Below are 16,301 nucleotides of genomic sequence, written 5' to 3'. Positions count from 1 at the left end.
GGCCGCGTGGATCGCGGTTGCCTCAGCATCGAAAGGCCATCATTGCCTCATGCTGTTTGAGTTGCACAGATCGCTGATTTTGCTCAGAAATAGAGCACGACATTTCATGGCCCCGTCGTCCGGCGCGGTGCCAAGGCCGGTGGCGCGGCCCGTTCGCCGCAGACGCACGTGAACTAGCCGCCGGGCGATCCGGCTGTGGGGGCGCCGGTTTGGCTGCGTCGCCGCTCATACATGGCTTGATCGGCGCGCTCGAGGACGGCGTCGATGGATCGGCCGTCTCCCGGCCGGTGTACCGCGCAGCCGACCGTTAGCACGACGGAGATCTCCGTCCCACCGGCGAGGGTGATCGGTGTCCGTTTTAGCTCGCTGGTGATCCGGTCGGTGAGCAGGGTGAGCCCGCGATCTTCGGCGGTGTCGGTGATGACGAGGAACTCGTCGCCACCCCACCGGGCGACCAGGCCATCTTCGCCGACCGCCGCGAGTAACCGGCCGGCGATTTCGACCAGCAGTTCGTCGCCGGCCTGGTGGCCGTGTCGGTCATTGATGGACTTGAATTGCTCGATGTCGCAAAACAGAATGCCGTAGCCGTCGTCTGCGGCGTCGAGTTGCTCGAGTTGGCTCCACGCCGCGGAGCGGTTCGCAATCGTCGTGAGTGTGTCGGTGGTGGCTTGGCGGGCGAGCTCGGCCTCTCGCATGCGGTCGGCGGTGACGTCGAGAATCTGGGACACGAAGCAGCGCGGCTGGTTGTGCGGGCCTTGGACGAGCACGGCGGTGAGGTTGCACCACACGATGCGTCCGTCGGCGGCGATGAAACGCTTGTCCATGCGGTAAGCGCGGCGGCGCCCCGCGAGACATTCGGCGAGCAGAGCCAGGTCGGCGTCCAGGTCGTCGGGATGGGTGATCTCCTGGAAGGTCAGGCCTGCCAAGTCCTTTCGGCCATAACCGAGCATGGTCCTGAGCGCCCGGTTGGTGCGCTGGAACGTACCGTCCAGGCCGACGACGGCCATGCCGATGGGCGAATGCGTCAGCGCCAGCTCGAACCGTCGTTCTCCGAGAAGGTCGAAGATGGCCGAGGACTGATCGACCGGTTCGGCGACGACGGCGCCGGGCGGGAAACCGTGGGTGGGTGACTTGGGCCGGCTGAGGTAGAAGCCCTGGGCCCAGGGGATTCCGGCCGAACCTATGGCATCGAGTTCGCCCTGAGTCTCCACCCCCTCGGCGATCACGGTCGCGCCGATCTGTGCGGCCAGTTCGGCGATGGATTGGGCCAGTCGCCGCCGCGCAGCGTCGGCGTCGATGTTGCGCGTGATGGAGTGATCGACCTTGATGAATTCTGGTGCGATCTCCAGCACATGGGAGAACGAGGAGAAGCCCGCACCCACGTCATCGACTGCCACCCGCATACCGCGCGCTCGGCATCCTTCAAGGACGTCGTCGAGGGCGTCATAGTTCTCGACGGCATCGTGCTCGGTGATTTCCAACACGAGACGTGACGGGTCAACCTCGGCGAGTAGCTCTGGCCACGGAGTGCGCAGCACCGCCGACGGCGAGATATTCACTGCGACGAAGGCATCTTCGGGAAGTTGCGGCACCAGCGACAGGGCGCGCGCCATGACCGCGGTCTCCAATTCGATGTCCAAGCCCAACAGGGCCGCCTCGCCGAAGACCAGATCGGGTCGAAAAGGTTCGCATGGGAAGCGCGCGAGCGCTTCGACGCCGAGCACCTCGCCTGTCGAAACATCGTGCACCGCTTGAAATACGATCTCGAAGTCCCGCTCGGCCACCATCCTGCGAATGCCGTCCTGCTGATCGGTGGCGATCTTCGTCGGGTCCGTCGACAGTTCCGTCAAGGCGCCGATCAGTTCGGCCATCTTTCTGATGACTCGTAAATCGATGTCGGCCAGATGTGGTCGCGGCTGCTGACTGACCGCACACACGATCCCGACCGCGGAACCATCAGGGCCGAGCAAGGGGACGCCCACAAATGCGCCCACACCCCATTCGCGGGTTTTCGGCAGTACGGACGCGGTCCTATCGGCCGACGTGTCAGGGATGACGGCGGGCAGCCGCCCATCGATCACGCGGACGCTGTAAGACCCGGCCAGCGAAGATCGGTCGCCGGGCGACAGGCCCAAGGCACGGGCGTCACCGTCTACCACCTCAAAGACCTGCGTGCCGCTGTGAAACGATGCGACCCACGCCGTGTCAAGACCGAGGCGACGCCGCAACAAGCCCAAGAGGGTGTGGACCAAGTCCGCAGAATTCGTCGGTTCGTGGCCCGGAGCGTTTGCTACCTGCTCCTCGGCGCCCATAGCGACGATGCTAGACCGGCACGCCGGGCGAGGCATTTGGAATCGAGCGGACTTGCGGGCCTCGCTGGCAGGGGTGAACACCCGCGCACGGAATTCCGGCGGTTTGTCCTTGCACCACCGATGATCTCGAATCGACCGAGATCGTTTTGCCTGTAACTCTTTACCGCATACCGAGCCGAGGTGATCCGGGACCAGCCGTCATCCACCGACCATCATCAGGCCGCCATCGACCGCGAGTAGTTGCCCGGTGATGAACGAGGAACCGGTGCCGGCCAAAAACACCAGCATCGGGCCGAGGTCGCGTGCCGGATCCCCCAGCGCCCCACCCAACGGGATCATCATCTGCATCTGCTGATCGATCAGCGCGCTCGCGTCGGGGCCGAGGAACTCGCGCAGCCGGTCGGCGCCCGCGGTCTGCACGGCCGGCGCCAGTGCGTTGACCGTGATCTTGTCCGACGCCCAGGCTTTGGCCGCCGACCGCGTCCATGCCTGAACGGCGCCCTTGGTGGCGGCGTAGACGGCCGAGATCGGGCTACCCATAACGGCTTCCGACGAGCCGAAGTTGATGATCCTGCCGCCTTTGGGATCCTGGTCCTTCATTACGGCGTACGCCGCCTGATTGGTCAGGATGGTGGCTTTCACGTTGGTGTCCAACAGGAACGAGATCTCGTCGACGCCGATGTAACCCGGGATGCCGGCCTGCCACAGCCCCGCGGCGTTCACCAACACGTCGAGTCCGCCCAGACGAGCGGCGGCTTGGCCTACCATCGCCGAGACGGCGTCGGCGTCGCGCACATCGCACTGCAGCCAGGTGGCCGCGAGACCGTCCGGCGGCGGTGTCTGGTGGTAGGTGGCGACAACCTCGGCCCCCGCCCCGCCGAGGGCCCCCACGGCGGCCGCTCCGATGCCGCTGGCTCCACCGGTGACCAGGATCCGCCGTCCTCGCAGCACGTCTTCCATGCCCGCGAGCGTAACGCCACGGCGAAATCCGACTCGAACTTCCCCGTGCGTCACCGTCGCGAAACCGACGACGCGCTAGGTGCGCACCGCGATCGTGGACAACAGGTCGGCGAGCCGGTCCGGCTGGTCGATCATCGAGAACGTTCTCGCGCCGTCGATGATCTCGAGTCGGGCGTTCGGGATGGTGGCGGCCAGCCGTGCGCCGTCCTCCTGTTCGAAGAACACGTCGTCGGCCGACCACGCGATGAGGGTGGGTAGGTCGATCTCGGGCAGCCGGGCGGCCACACCCGTCGTCACCTCCGTGCGCATCGACAGCGTGAACTGGCGCAGGTCTTCGGCGATGCGGGGATCGGACAGCCCCGGGCGCACCCACGCCTCGGTGAGGTCGTCGATGTTGCTATGCGCCAACCCGTCGAACGCGCGCTTGCGCGCCGCCGGCACCCGCATGGCCTGGGAAACGGCCTTGAAGGTCGTCTTCGACTTGGCGGCAAGGATCACCGGCTTGAGGATAGGTGGCGGAAAGTGTTCGAACGCATCGCAACTCGTGAGCACCAGCGCGCCGAGCCGCTCAGGGTGATGCACGGCGACGAGTTGGGTGACGACCCCGCCGGTGTCGTTGCCGACCAGCACCACGTCCTCGAGGTCGAGCGCGGTGAGCGCCTCGGCGACCATGCCGGCCACGCCCGTGATGGTTCGGTCGGCGCCGCGGCGCAACGGTTCCGGATGCGCGCCCAGTGGCCACGTCGGCGCGATGCAACGCAGACCCCGGCCGGCGAGTCGCTCGCTGACCCGGCGCCACAGCTGGGCGCCCATCATGTACCCGTGCACGAAGACCACCGGCCTCCCGCTTTCGGGTCCGGTTGCTTCGTAATGGATGGTTCCGGCACTAATGTCGATCGTCGACATAAGAGAACTCCTACCTCGGGATACACTTACAAACAGGCTGTCTGTTCGTAAGTTACCAACAGGCTGTATGGAAAGCAAGAGACGGACCCAGGAAGAGCGCTCCGCGGCGACCCGCGACGCGCTGATCGCGGCTGCCCGGAAGCTCTGGGGGCTGCGCGGCTACGTGGACGTGGGTACGCCGGAGATCGCGGCCACCGCGGGGGTCACGCGCGGCGCGATGTACCACCAATTCGCCGACAAAGCGGCCTTGTTCCGCGAGGTGGTCGAGGCCGTCGAGCAGGACGTGATGGCCAGGATGGGCACTCTGGTGGCCGAGTCGGGAGCGACGACGCCGGCCGACGCGATCCGCGCCGCGGTCGACGCGTGGCTCGAGGTTTCCGGGGATCCCGAGGTGCGCCAACTGATGCTGCTGGACGCGCCTAGTGTGTTGGGCTGGGCCGGTTTTCGCGACGTCGCTCAGCGGTACAGCCTGGGCATGACCGAACAGTTGCTCACCGAAGCCATCCGGGCGGGGCAGTTCCCCAAGCAGCCGGTGCGGCCGTTGGCACACGTGCTGATCGGCGCGCTCGATGAGGCCGCCATGCTGATCGCCACCGCGGAGGATCCCAAACGCACCCGCCGGGAGACCCGGCAGGTGCTGCACATGCTCATCGACGGGCTGCTGGCGCTGCGGTAGCGGTCAGGGGTCGTCACCGCGAACCACGGCGAACGCCCGCGATGACGCCCCGGATGAGCCGGTCGAGGTGTTCGGCGTTGTCGACGGCCGGCTGTCCCGCGACGAACGCAACATGATCCCGTTGATGAACGGCAAGATCGCGATCCCGGCTAAAGATGGTTCTGGGTGAAGAACTGCCAGATGGTGTCGGTGGCGTCCAGGGCCGTCGAGGGCGCCGGGATGCCCGCGAGCTTCTCGGCGAGGGGACTCGGCTCGCCGCCCGGCCATTGATGGCCGGCGCCGGCCACCGAGATCAGCTCGACGGTGCGTCCGTCCGGGCAGCCGGCGACTTGGGTGGTCACGTCCCCGGCGGTGCTCGAGTTCGGCGGCCCGCACGCGTCGATGGCCCGCCATGTCGCGTTGACGGACTCCGCCGACGGCCCGTCTACACGGGCGGTCCCGTTGAACGAGAACGCCTTACCGGGTCCGCCGGTGTAGGGCACGCGGTCGTCGGCGGTGCCGTGGATTTGGAGCACCGACACGCGGTGCGCCCGGGAGCAGTCGGTCAGCAGCGTGCCCGCCACCGGGGCGATGGCGGCGAAGACGTCGGACTGGCAGCCCAGCCGGAGGGCCATCATGGCGCCGTTCGACATGCCGGTGACGTAGATGCGCGCGCGATCGATCGGCATCTGCTGCTCGACGGCGCCGACCATGGCCGTGATGAACCCGACGTCGTCGGCGCCGACCCGCTGCGGTTCACCGCAGCAGGTGCCGGCGTTCCAGGCGCGATTGAGTCCATCGGGGTAGACGACCAGAAACCGTCCGCGGTCGGCCTCGGCGTCCCAGTGGTAGGCACGCTCGGCCTGCTCCCCGTTGCCGAAACCGCCGTGCAGCATCACCACCAGCGGCGCGGCATCGGTCAATCCCTGGGGCCGGTACAGGTGGAACGTTCGACTGACACCGCCCGATTCGATGGTCTGGGTGGACTGGCCGACCGGGATCGACTGCGCGCCGGGCGTTCCCAGCGCATGTCCGCCGCCGCCCAGGCAGCCGCCCAGTACGACGACCAGGAGGGCGAGAACGCACAAGCCGGCAGCCCGGTGGCGGCGCGATTGCATTCCGCCATCGTGGCAGCCGGCGCCAATTTTGACAAGTAGCTTGTCAATCTCGGGCGTGGTGGCACACTTTCCCCATGCGACGCCCTTCCCATCCCGACTGGCGGCCCACCGTGCCCGCACTGGTCAACCTGGTGGCCGCCGCCGGGGCGCCGCGACTGCGGACGGCGTTTGCCGAGGCGGGCCTCGACGGGATCCGGCCCGCGCAAGCGGTGGCGCTCGTCCCACTGGCTGCCGGCGGGCTGCATGCATCGGATCTGGCCGACCGACTCCGCGTCAGCCGGCAAGCGGTGGCCCAGGCGGTCGCGGGGCTGGAGCGCCATGGCTACGTCACCCGAGCGGCAAACCCGCTCGACGCGCGGGCCCGGATCATCGAGCTGACGCCCCGGGGCCGCCAGGCGCTACGCGTAATGCGTTCCAACGCAGTTGATTTGGAAGGACGGTGGGAGCAGGTCCTGGGCCGGCAGCGGCTGACCGAGCTGCGCGAGACCTTACAACTGCTGCTTGCCGACCACAACGAGACGGCCGGGGACTGACGCCGGCCGGAAATTCCCGTGTCTAGATCGTCGCCGACGGCCTACGCTCGACCCAAGACAGTGAACAGGAGTCCACGTGCCCATCTTCATGGTCGAGCGCAACTTTGCCGAGGAACTGGAACCCGGCCTCGAGGTCGCGGACGGCATCAACCGGATCAACGACCAGGAGGGCGTTCGCTGGATGTACTCGTTCCTGTCGGCGGACAAACGGAAGACCTACTGTCTGTACGAGGCGCCGTCGCCCGAGGCCATCCGGGCCGCGGCCGCGCGCGCCGGTCTGCCCGCCGACTCCGTGGTCGAGGTGAGGGACCGGCTGATGCCGGACGGCGCCCTGTCCGACATCTGAGTGCGCTACCCGAGCAGTTCGTGATCGGCCGCGTACATCGCCGCCTGCGTGCGGTTCGCGGCGCCCGTTTTGATCAGGATGTTGCGCACGTGGTTGGCCGCGGTGTTGGTGCTGATGAAAAGGCGTTCTCCGATCGCGCGATTGCTCAGCCCCTCGGCGAGCAACCGGAGCACCTCGACCTCCCGTTCGGTCAGGCCGTCCGGACCCAGGGAACCGGCGGTCAGCACCGAATCCGCCAAGTCCACAACCCGGGTCTGGCCGATCGCACCGGCGATAACGCGGGCCTCCTCCGCGAGGGACCGGGCGGCTTCGGCGCGACCGCACGACGCGGCGAACAACGCGTGTCGGGCCAGCGTCTCGCTGATATGGACCACCGAGCCCATCCGGCGGTCCATCTCGATTGCCGCGGCGAAGTGCCGCTCGGCCGCGGCGCCGTCCCCACAAAGCGCCGCGATGCGGGCCAGGTATCGGTCCGCGCTGCCGAACAGCGCGACGAATTGCCCGGCTACCAAGTTCTTTCCGACATAACGCATGACGAACGGGCGCAGCGCGTGGACCGCTTCACGGTGGGACAGCTCCAGTGCCGCCTCGACCATGAACACCAGCTCCATCGGCCACTGCGCATCCTCGAGGCGGTCACCCAGGTTGCGGTTGACCAGTTGGTTGAGCGCACGGGTCATGCCACGTTCGCACTTGAGCTCGGTGTAAAGGGCGAGCAGCCCGGGCACCCAGCGGCCGGTGAACGTTTCACTGCCGTCGATGAATTCGCCGAACCTCTTCAGATCGCCGGTCTCGCGGCGGATCATGAACATCTGTACCCCGTTGGACCCCTCGGTGTCGTCCGCACCGAACAAATCCCCTGTGCGCAAGGCGATATCGGCCCATCGTTCTGCACCGGCGAAGTCACCGCGCAGATAGGCCAGCGCTTGCTCGATGCACGCGCCGACGAAGCCGAAGGCGGGTTGTCCGCAGGTCTGCGCCGCTCGCCGCATGTCGGCGGTCGCGGCCGCAAGGCCGTCGGGCCGGCCTGCCAAGTAGCTGACCATGGCGTGAAAGTGTGACGCCGCACCCAGCGATTCGTAGTCGCGGCGCGACATCGCCATGCGCGACACCTCGGCCGCGCGCTGCGCCTGGATTTCGCTCATCTCGGGGGTAAGGCCTTGCCACAGACTGGTTTTCAGCGTGTGCAGGAGCACCGCCGCATCCTCGATGGCCCGTGCGCGCTCGATCGCATCGGCGCCGACCTCACGGGCCCGGGCCGCCTCGCCCGCGAAAGCCAGCGCGCGGCCGAAGCTGCCGAGTGCCCCCACATAGCGTGGGTCCTCGGCCGGCAATCCGCATGTTTCCAGAGCCGCCGCCAGCAAGTCCGCCGCCTTCGAATTCGACTGCCCGGGGCGCCAATTGGCTTCCTCGTAGCCGACGGCGGCCTCCAGCCGCATCAGCGGGTCGTCCATCCCGCCGATGCGTTCGTAGATGGTCCGCGCCCGCGCGAACGAGCCCCCGCGCACGTGGTTGGCGGCCGCGTCGAGGTGCAGTCTGGCCCGGTCGGTGAGGTTGAGTTCGGGAAGCGACGCCGCCCGCTCGAACCACTTCGCCGCATCCTCGTAGGCCAGGCTCTGTTCGGCCATCCGGGCCGCCTGGCGCGCGTATCGCAACGCCTGCTCGTGGTAACCCAGGACGTGCGCCACCAGAAAGTGGTTGGCCAGGCGCGGCACGAGCGACGGGTCGGCGCGTCCCTCGAGCGCTTCGGCGGCGCGCGCGTGCATGATCCGCAGCCGCGACGCGGCCATCCCGCCCAGCACCGATTCGCGGGTCAGCGCGTGCACGAACGCGAATTCGCCGTCGGAGTCGTGGACCGCGCGGACCAGGCCGACGGCCTCGGCCGAATCGATCGCCGCCAGCGTCGCGCCGACCTCCGTCTCGCACGTCGAGATGAGCGCGGGCAGATCGAACGTCTGGCCCAAGACCGCGGCCTGCTCGATCACCGCCCGCACGGCGGTCCCCAGCCCGGCAAGGCGGCGGGCGATCGCATCCCCGATCGACGCGGGAACCGTCTGCTGCGTGCTCAAAGTGGCAAGCCCACCGCGGATTTCGAGGTCGTTGACCAGTTCGGTGAGGAAGAACGGGTTCCCGCCGGTCCGCTCGCGCAGTAGGGCGGCGGCCGTGCGCGCCGACGCCGGGGCCAGCTGCTGGGTTCGGGCCACGAACTCGGCGATGGCCTCGGTGTCCAGCCCCGCCAGGTCCAGGCGCCGCACCCCGTCGAACCGGTGCAGTTCGGCCAGCCGGGTCGCCAGTTCATCGGATCGGTCGGGCTCGGTCGTGCGGAAGGTGACCACGACCAGCACCCGTGCGTCGGCGCAGCCGATCAATACATGCTCGAGCAGCGCGAGGGTGGGGAGCTGTGCCCAGTGCAGGTCGTCGAGGATCAACGCGACCGGGCGATCGGCCGCCAGACGCCGCAGGTATCCGGTCAACGCGTCGAAGAGGGCCTGTCTCGCCGATCCGACGTCCGGCGCCGTGCCGTCACCGGAGAGGTGCCGGTCCACGTGCGGTGACAGCCGCCGCAGTTGCGGGCCTATTTCGCCCAACGGCTCCGCCATCGACCCCGGCGGACCGGCGATCAGCAGCCGATCAAGCGCTTCGGCGAAGGGCGCGTAAGGCAGATCCTCGTCGGCGCTCGAGCTTCCCACGAGCACCGCGACGTCGTGTTCGAACAGCGTCCCGGCCACCTCCGCGGCCAGGCGCGTCTTACCGGCTCCGGGCTCACCGCCGATGAAGACCGCCTGGCGGTTGCCCGCCTCGACCCGCTCCCAGGCGTGCTCGAACACCGCGAGTTCCGCGTCACGGCCCACGAGCGGGCCGCGGCGACGAGCGATGAGTTCGGCCGGGAGCGGGGGCGGCACCCACTGCGCCATGCAAACAAGGTAACCACGGTGATGTGGGCGGGTCGATAGTCAGATGTGACTATCGTGGAATGCCTCGGAAATGCTCGGTTGTGGTCATGACGCGCGGCTCGCCGGCCTCGTAACGTCGCGGCATCAACACCCGCGAGCAAACAAGGAGGTGTGAGCGATGAGCCTCACAACCGCAACCGATGATTTCCGGGCCCGGCTCGGCTCGCAGGTGATCCTGCCGGACGATCCCGCCTACGACGACGCGCGCGCGCTGCACAACGCCATGATCGACAAGCGGCCGGCGGTGATCGCCCGCTGCCAATCGGCCGGCGACATCGCGGGCGCGCTCGAATTCGCCCGGAGCTCGAACCTGCCGGTAGCCGTCCGCGGCGGCGGCCACAACGGACCCGGGTTCGGTTCGGTCGACGGCGGCCTCGTCATCGATCTGTCGCTGATGAACCGCGTCGACGTCGACCCCGAACGGCGCACCGCCCGGGTGCAAGGCGGCGCGACGTGGGCGCAGGTCGACGGCGCCACGCACGCTCATGGTCTGGCGACGCCGACCGGCATCATCTCGACCACCGGTGTCGGCGGCCTGACCCTCGGCGGCGGCCACGGGTACCTCACCCGCAAGCACGGCCTCACGATCGACAACCTGTTGGAGGCCGAAGTGGTGCTGGCCGACGGCAACGTGGTGACGGCATCGGAATCCGAGCATCCCGACCTGTTCTGGGCGCTGCGCGGTGGCGGGGGGAACTTCGGCGTGGTCACCTCGTTCACGTTCCGCCTGCACCCGGTCCACACGGTGATCTGCGGCCCCACGGCGTGGCCCTCGTCGCACACCGCCGACATCCTGTCGTGGTACCGGGACTTCATGCCCGCGCAAGACGAGGACCTGTACGGATTCTTCGCGGCCATGACGGTCCCGCCGGTGGCGCCGTTCCCCGAGGCGTTCCACCTGCACAAGGCCTGCGCCGTGATGTGGTGCTACACGGGTGATCCCGCGGGCGCCGAAGAAGCGTTCGCGCCGATCCGCCAGATGGAACCCGCCTTCGACGGCCTGGGCGCCGCCCCCTACCCGGCGCTGCAGTCGACCTTTGATGGCCTGTATCCCAAAGGGCTGCAATGGTATTGGCGCGGCGACTTCGTCCGCACCCTCCCCGACGCATCGGTCGAGGTCCACGCCCGCTTCGCCGAGGAGCTGCCGACCATGCACTCCACGATGCACCTGTACCCCATCGACGGTGCGGTGCACCGCGTCGGCCAGACGGACACCGCGTGGGCGTACCGGGACGTGAACTTCTCGCAGGTGATCGCGGGGGTCGACCCGGACCCGGCTAACGCGGAGCTGTTGAAACGCTGGACCGTCGACTACTGGGACGCAACGCACCCGTACTCGGCAGGCGGTGCCTACGTGAACTTCATGATGGACGAGGGCCAGGAGCGGGTGCGGGCGACCTATGGCCCGAATTACCAGCGGCTCACCGAGATCAAGGCGCAATACGACCCGGACAACGTCTTCCACATCAACCAGAACATCCGGCCCGCGAGGTAGCGCGGCACTTCTAGCGGAAGGCACCTCTTGATCAGTCGGGACGTCGACGCCGACGCGGTGGCCGACTTGGCGGTGTCTCCACCCCGAGCCGCGTTGGCCGCGACCGTTGACGACGAAATTCATGTCCTGCCCGTGCATGTGAGCCTGGAGACCCCCGCCGACCCCACGCGATCGCCGCGCGTCGTCCGGGTCCCGGATGGCGGCCCAGATCTCGCCGGACGCAACGTGGTTGTGCTCGCCGACGACGGACCGCAGTGGTTTCGGCTGCGTTCGTTGACCGTCAGAGGAATGGCCGAGGCGATGGGTGCTCGCGCATATCGGATCGTGCCAGATCGGATCGTGGCCTGGGACTACGGTTCGCTTCGCGAGGTACCGGCGTCGCGCGTGCCTTCGGACCGGCGGAATGCGTTTTCTGGGGTTGACCAGACGAACGGTATCAGCCCCCTGAGGTCCCCGGAACTTACTGCGGCGCTGAAAGATTCGCGGGTCGTGGTGGTCGCCACCCGGTCAAGGAAGGGCACGCCATTCGCGGTTCCGCTGTGGCTCGTTCCGCACGGCGGCCGCATCTATGCGACGACGTCGGCGTCGTCGTGGACGGTGGGGAATGTGATTGCCACGTCGGAAGTGGCCTTATTGTTCGGCGGTGAGCGCACGGGCGACCCCGGCCGGCTCCTCGTGCGAGGACATGCCCGTGCGGTCCTCGGGGCGCCGCCGCCCGTAGTGATCGCCCGGATCGCTTGGCGCTACTACCTGAAACCGGAGTTCGCGGCAGTCGAGCTGATGCATGCACGCCTGTGGGCGCTGCGACTGCGGTACTACCTCCAGTCGCGGGCCGCGTACGTTGTGATCACGCCCGAGGCGGCGACTGGAGGCCGGGTGCCGTAGGCGACACGAGCGGGGAAGCAAGCCGCCGGGCGCGGGGCGTCGCGCCGGATTATCGTCATCCCATGGATGATCCGCAGGTCTACCGCCGTCTCGCCCTGCTGGAGCAGCAGGTGCGCCTGCTGTCCGAAAGGCTCGAGCTCCCGTGCCCGACGTTCGGCAGCAACGCGGGCGCCACCGCGCCGGGCGCATTCGAGAACGGTGTGCCCGCGGAAGTCGTCGGCCTCGCCCGGTCCGGCAACAAGATCGCCGCGATCAAGCTGTACCGGGAGCTGACCGGCGCGGGCCTGCGCGAGGCGAAGGAAGTCGTCGACCCGCTTTAGGGCATCGACCGAGGTGATGCGACCTCGAAACGGTGGGGGGAAGGGCCGGTAGCCTCATCGCCCGCGGCGCGATGGAGGACAACGAGATGCCCGAGGGCGTGCAACGCGGATTACGCTCGGGCGCAAACGGATTCGTGGAGTTCGGCAGGCACGAAAGCGCCATCGGGCATTTTCATGCCCCGCTTGATGGGCGCCTCGCCGTGATCGCCGGGCGCTAGGGCGTCTTGAGAAAGACGTCGTTGAGCGTGACGGTGCGCAGGTTGCGCGAGCGGATGACGTCGACCAGCTGCGGATAGACGTGGGTCACCGGCGGGTGATTGAGGTGTCCGATGACGATGGCCTGCGGGGTGAAGTACTGATCCGCCATCTGGACGATGTATTCCTCGGTGATCAACGTCGAATCCGACAGCGACCCCGACCACAACGTCGGCACCGTATAGCCCAGGTCGGCGGCGATGGCGTCGACGACTGCGTTGCGCTTCGCGTACGGCGGGCGCCAATACGGCTTTGCCCCGACCCCGTACGTCTTCTTGAGGAACTCGTCGTTGCGGGTGAGCTGCTGGGCGATCTGGTCCTTCGGCAGCGTCGTCAGATCGGGGTGCGACCACGTGTGGTTGCCGAGTTGGATCTGCCCGCTGTCGACCAAGGGCCGCAGCATGTCCGCGTTCTCGGTCCAGGAGTCATAGGTGCCGTTGACGAAGTAGGTCAGTCGCACACCGGTGTCTTTGGCGAACTGCGTGTAGGCGCGCACCACCTCGCTGTTGACGCCGTCATCGACGGTCAGCGCGAGCAGGTCGCCGTCGCCGGGAATCTTCGTCAGCGCGCCCCCGCCGGGCAGCGGGATGCGCGCGCTCGACGGCGGCGGCGGCAACAGGGCCGCCGGGGCGGCGGGTCCCGAAGTCGCCGCGGAATCCGCGGGTACGTCCGCGAAGGTTCGCGGCTGCGGGTCCACCACCAACCGCGCGGCGCCCACGCCGGCGACGACCGACGCGGCGAGCGAACCCAGGAACTGACGGCGATTCATCGCCGGCAGACGAAGGCCCGGAGCGAAGGCGCCCGACTGAACCCGTCGGTGGCTGCGCCGCGGCGCGGGCCGGGCCGACCCCCGGAGGGGTCGTCCGTCGCGCAGAAAATCCTCAGCCATCAGCAGCGAACCGTACCACTACCAGGGCGAACATTTCGGAGGCGTTACGGGAGGGTCACCTGTGAATTTTGTGATCAGTGTGGTTCACCGCCGCCGTGCTGGGGCAGCTGTACCGGCTCGGCCGCGGGCGTCCCCAGCGTTGAGGCCAGCCAGGGCAGCGCGGCTGCGAACGCCTGGGCGGCAAACGGCCAGTCATGCTTGCCCGGCTGACTGACCACGGCGCACGAGATGCCGTTCGCCGAGGCGGCCCCGCAGAGCGCGTTGGCGGCGGCGTCCTGGCCTTCCGGGTTGGCGGCGGGGTCGGTGCCGGCGGCGCCGGAGGTGGGGTTGGCTTCCTCGGCGACATTGCGCGGTTCGGACGACCCCGGGACGTCGAACCACCCCGACAGTCCGGTGTACCGACCATGCCGCGCGATCACCGTGAGCGGGTCGAAGCCGGCCCAGGCGGTTCGGTTGCCGTCGAACAGCTTGGCAATCGTTTGATCCCTGGGGCCCACGTTGGGGCTGCGGTCACCGGCGATGTCGACGAACGCGCTGAACAATTCGGGGTGCATCACGGCCAGGTCGACCGCGCAGGTGCCGCCCATCGACCACCCGGCGACGCCCCAGTTGGCTCGATCGGCGCTGACGGCGAAGTTCGACACCATGAACGGCACGACGTCCTTGGTCAGGTGGTCGGCGGCGTTGCCGCGGCTGCCGTTGACGCACTCGGTGTCGTTGTCGAACGAGCCGGTGGGGTCGACGAACACCAGTACGGGGGAGAAGCCGCGATGCGCGGCGGCGAAGTTGTCGATGGCGGTGAAGGCGCCGCCTGGGCCCAGCCAGTCGGCCGGGGTGTTGAAGGCGGAACTGATCATCATGACCGCCGGCAAGCGGGGTGGCGGATTGCTGTTGAACCATGCGGGCGGCAGGTAGACCAATTCCCGGCGGTGGCGGAAATGGGAGGCGTTGTCGTCGATGTCGACCGGCACCACCACGCCCTTGCTCGGCCTGGTCCCGGCGACCTGCATTTCGGTCACGCGCAGGCGGTCGATCTGGTCGGGCAACGGCACCGAGGTCAGCTGGTTCCACGCGGCGAGCGCCGTCGGGAAGTAACCCACCCAGCTGTTGAGGGCCAAACTCGCGCACAGCGCGCACAGCGGGATGGACAGCACCGCCACCCCCCGGCGCCACCAGCGCGCGCCCGGCCAGCCCACCAGGAACACCGCGGCGGCCAGGCCGGTCGCCGCGATCCACAGCCACAGCGTCGTCGGCGCCGGGTCACCGGCCACGCCGAGCGACGTGATGTACCAATACGCGAGCGCGGTCGTCGCGACGGCGGCGATCACGGCCATCGGCAGCACCCGCTTGAGCCACCGCCGGGCACGCCACTGGATCGCGATGATCAGCAACAGCAGCGTCAGCGCCTGCACGGTCGGCGGGAACCAGCCATGCAGCAAGGACAGTCGTCCGAAGAATTGGTCCAACGGTCGTTGCCTTTGCTGAGTCGATCGCTGCGCGGGGGCGGACCCGTGGTCTTTTCGAACGCGGTGGGTCGGGAACAACTATCCCACACCCGTCCCACCGGCCCGCCCGCCGTCGCGGCGTGTGAGGGTGGCCGTTAGGAGGCTGTGACGCTGGTGAAAGTGCGCAGCCGCAGGCTGTTGGCGACCACGAAAACGCTGGAAAACGCCATCGCGGCGCCCGCGAGCATCGGGTTGAGCGCGCCGAGCGCGGCGAGTGGGATCGCGGCGATGTTGTAGCCGAAGGCCCAGAACAGGTTGGCCTTGATGGTGGTCAGCGTGCGCCGGGACAGCCGGATCGCGTCGACGGCGGCGCGGAGGTCACCTCGGGTGACGGTGAGGTCGGCGGCTTGGATGGCGACGTCGGTGCCGGTGCCCATGGCCACCCCGAGATCGGCGGTCGCCAGGGCTGCGGCGTCGTTGACGCCGTCGCCGACCATCGCGACGACCTTGCCTTCGGCCTGCAACCGCTTGATGGCGGCGACCTTGTCGGTGGGCATCATTTCGGCGATCACCTGCGCGATGCCCACCTCGTCGGCGATGCGCTCCGCCACGCCCCGGTTGTCGCCGGTCATCAGGATCGGTGTCAGGCCCAGCCCCTTGAACCGCCGAACCGCTTCCGCGCTCGTCGGTTTGACCGTGTCGGCGACGATCAGGACCCCGCGGGCCCGGCCGTCCCAGCCGACGACGACCGCGGTCTTGCCCTCGGCCTCGGCGCGGTCCTTGACCGCCGACAGCTCGTCGCCCAGCGGCTGGCCGCAATCGGCCAGCAGGCTGGCGCGCCCCAGGACGACGGCGTGGCCGTCGACGATGCCCCGCACGCCGTTGCCCTCGGAACTGGTGAATCCCTCGGCCGCGGGCAGCCGGCCCAGCTCGGCGTGCTGATCAAAGGGCCGGAAGTCCTGGAATCCACCCGCCGCGTCGACACGATCGTGCTTGACAAGACGGGCACCGTCACCACCGGGAAGATGACCCTCCTCGACGTGGTCGGCGCCGACCGGACCGACCGCGCGGCACTGCTGCGCTACGCCGGGGCGCTCGAGGATGCCTCCGAGCATCCCATCGCCCGGGCCATCGCCAAGGCCGCCAAGGCCGAGCTGGGCCGGCTGCCCGCGGCCGAGGGATTCACCAGTTCCGAGGGCAACGGCGTGGCGGAGCGCATCGCCGACGG

14 protein-coding genes and 2 pseudogenes are annotated in these 16,301 nt (G+C 68.4%); 7 read left to right on the top strand and 9 right to left on the bottom strand.

Translation table 11 applies throughout. From position 1 onward, the window contains the following. Window positions 1-173: 173 nt before the first annotated feature. From A5691_RS26925 to A5691_RS26915, 3 genes are all read right to left on the bottom strand, one after another. Window positions 174-2,312, bottom strand: coding sequence for an EAL domain-containing protein (locus A5691_RS26925; RefSeq protein ID WP_067752264.1), 2,139 nt, complete (start codon window positions 2,310-2,312; stop codon window positions 174-176). Between the two features lie 198 nt (window positions 2,313-2,510). Continuing rightward, window positions 2,511-3,272 carry an SDR family NAD(P)-dependent oxidoreductase gene (locus A5691_RS26920; RefSeq protein ID WP_067752267.1) on the bottom strand — a complete coding sequence of 254 codons (762 nt, stop codon included), beginning with the start codon at window positions 3,270-3,272 and terminating at the stop codon, window positions 2,511-2,513. A 75-nt stretch (window positions 3,273-3,347) separates the two neighbouring features. After that, a complete protein-coding gene (locus tag A5691_RS26915) occupies window positions 3,348-4,178 on the bottom strand; it encodes an alpha/beta fold hydrolase (protein WP_067752270.1) in 831 nt (276 codons plus the stop codon). A 67-nt stretch (window positions 4,179-4,245) separates the two neighbouring features. Here A5691_RS26915 and A5691_RS26910 point away from each other — a divergent pair, with 67 nt between their 5' ends. Then, a complete protein-coding gene (locus tag A5691_RS26910; RefSeq protein WP_067752272.1) occupies window positions 4,246-4,854 on the top strand; it encodes a TetR/AcrR family transcriptional regulator in 609 nt (202 codons plus the stop codon). Between the two features lie 3 nt (window positions 4,855-4,857). Here A5691_RS26910 and A5691_RS29265 read toward each other — a convergent pair. Then, a pseudogene (locus A5691_RS29265) lies at window positions 4,858-4,995 on the bottom strand (TetR family transcriptional regulator); the annotation flags it as partial. Between the two features lie 8 nt (window positions 4,996-5,003). Beyond that, entirely contained in the window at window positions 5,004-5,951 is a 948-nt protein-coding gene (locus A5691_RS26905) for a PHB depolymerase family esterase (RefSeq protein ID WP_067891020.1), read from the bottom strand. A gap of 74 nt (window positions 5,952-6,025) precedes the next feature. Between A5691_RS26905 and A5691_RS26900 the strand changes: the two genes are divergently transcribed. Together A5691_RS26900 and A5691_RS26895 are read left to right on the top strand one after the other, a co-directional pair. Continuing rightward, complete coding sequence (locus tag A5691_RS26900; protein ID WP_067752278.1) at window positions 6,026-6,484, top strand: MarR family winged helix-turn-helix transcriptional regulator; 459 nt, start codon at window positions 6,026-6,028, stop codon at window positions 6,482-6,484. A gap of 76 nt (window positions 6,485-6,560) precedes the next feature. Further along, window positions 6,561-6,830 (top strand): DUF4242 domain-containing protein, encoded by a 270-nt coding sequence (locus A5691_RS26895; protein ID WP_067752281.1) that lies wholly within the window; start codon window positions 6,561-6,563, stop codon window positions 6,828-6,830. A gap of 5 nt (window positions 6,831-6,835) precedes the next feature. Here the strand turns inward: A5691_RS26895 and A5691_RS29035 are convergent, their stop codons facing one another. Continuing rightward, window positions 6,836-9,745 (bottom strand): helix-turn-helix transcriptional regulator, encoded by a 2,910-nt coding sequence (locus tag A5691_RS29035; protein ID WP_067783176.1) that lies wholly within the window; start codon window positions 9,743-9,745, stop codon window positions 6,836-6,838. Between the two features lie 157 nt (window positions 9,746-9,902). Here A5691_RS29035 and A5691_RS26885 point away from each other — a divergent pair, with 157 nt between their 5' ends. From A5691_RS26885 to A5691_RS29260, 4 genes and pseudogenes are all read left to right on the top strand, one after another. Next, on the top strand, window positions 9,903-11,279 hold the full coding sequence (locus tag A5691_RS26885) for an FAD-binding oxidoreductase (RefSeq protein WP_067759958.1): 1,377 nt from the start codon (window positions 9,903-9,905) through the stop codon (window positions 11,277-11,279). A gap of 93 nt (window positions 11,280-11,372) precedes the next feature. Next, window positions 11,373-12,164, top strand: a complete 792-nt coding sequence (locus tag A5691_RS27755) for a pyridoxamine 5'-phosphate oxidase family protein (protein ID WP_156670235.1) — start codon at window positions 11,373-11,375, stop codon at window positions 12,162-12,164. 62 nt (window positions 12,165-12,226) lie between these two features. Next, the gene (locus tag A5691_RS26875; RefSeq protein ID WP_067759961.1) at window positions 12,227-12,484 is read left to right on the top strand and encodes a ribosomal protein L7/L12; all 258 of its coding nucleotides are present in this window, start codon (window positions 12,227-12,229) and stop codon (window positions 12,482-12,484) included. 44 nt (window positions 12,485-12,528) lie between these two features. Beyond that, a pseudogene (locus tag A5691_RS29260) lies at window positions 12,529-12,702 on the top strand (ring-hydroxylating oxygenase subunit alpha); the annotation flags it as partial. Here A5691_RS29260 and A5691_RS26870 read toward each other — a convergent pair. The 3 genes from A5691_RS26870 to A5691_RS26860 form a co-directional block, all read right to left on the bottom strand. Next, window positions 12,699-13,508, bottom strand: a complete 810-nt coding sequence (locus A5691_RS26870) for a polysaccharide deacetylase family protein (RefSeq protein ID WP_067759965.1) — start codon at window positions 13,506-13,508, stop codon at window positions 12,699-12,701. The pseudogene A5691_RS29260 and the gene A5691_RS26870 sit on opposite strands and share 4 nt — an antisense overlap. A 194-nt stretch (window positions 13,509-13,702) precedes the next feature. Next, window positions 13,703-15,094: an alpha/beta hydrolase family protein gene (locus A5691_RS26865; RefSeq protein ID WP_067759968.1), complete on the bottom strand. Its 1,392-nt coding sequence runs from the start codon at window positions 15,092-15,094 to the stop codon at window positions 13,703-13,705. Between the two features lie 134 nt (window positions 15,095-15,228). Beyond that, the coding region (locus tag A5691_RS26860) for an HAD-IC family P-type ATPase (RefSeq protein ID WP_156734822.1) at window positions 15,229-16,301 on the bottom strand (1,073 nt) is incomplete at its 5' end.

The organism is Mycobacterium sp. E183 (assembly GCF_001667735.1).
Classification (GTDB): domain Bacteria; phylum Actinomycetota; class Actinomycetes; order Mycobacteriales; family Mycobacteriaceae; genus Mycobacterium.
The sequence above is the reverse complement of the archived record's forward strand: the minus strand, read 5'-3'. Positions and strand labels throughout refer to the sequence as shown.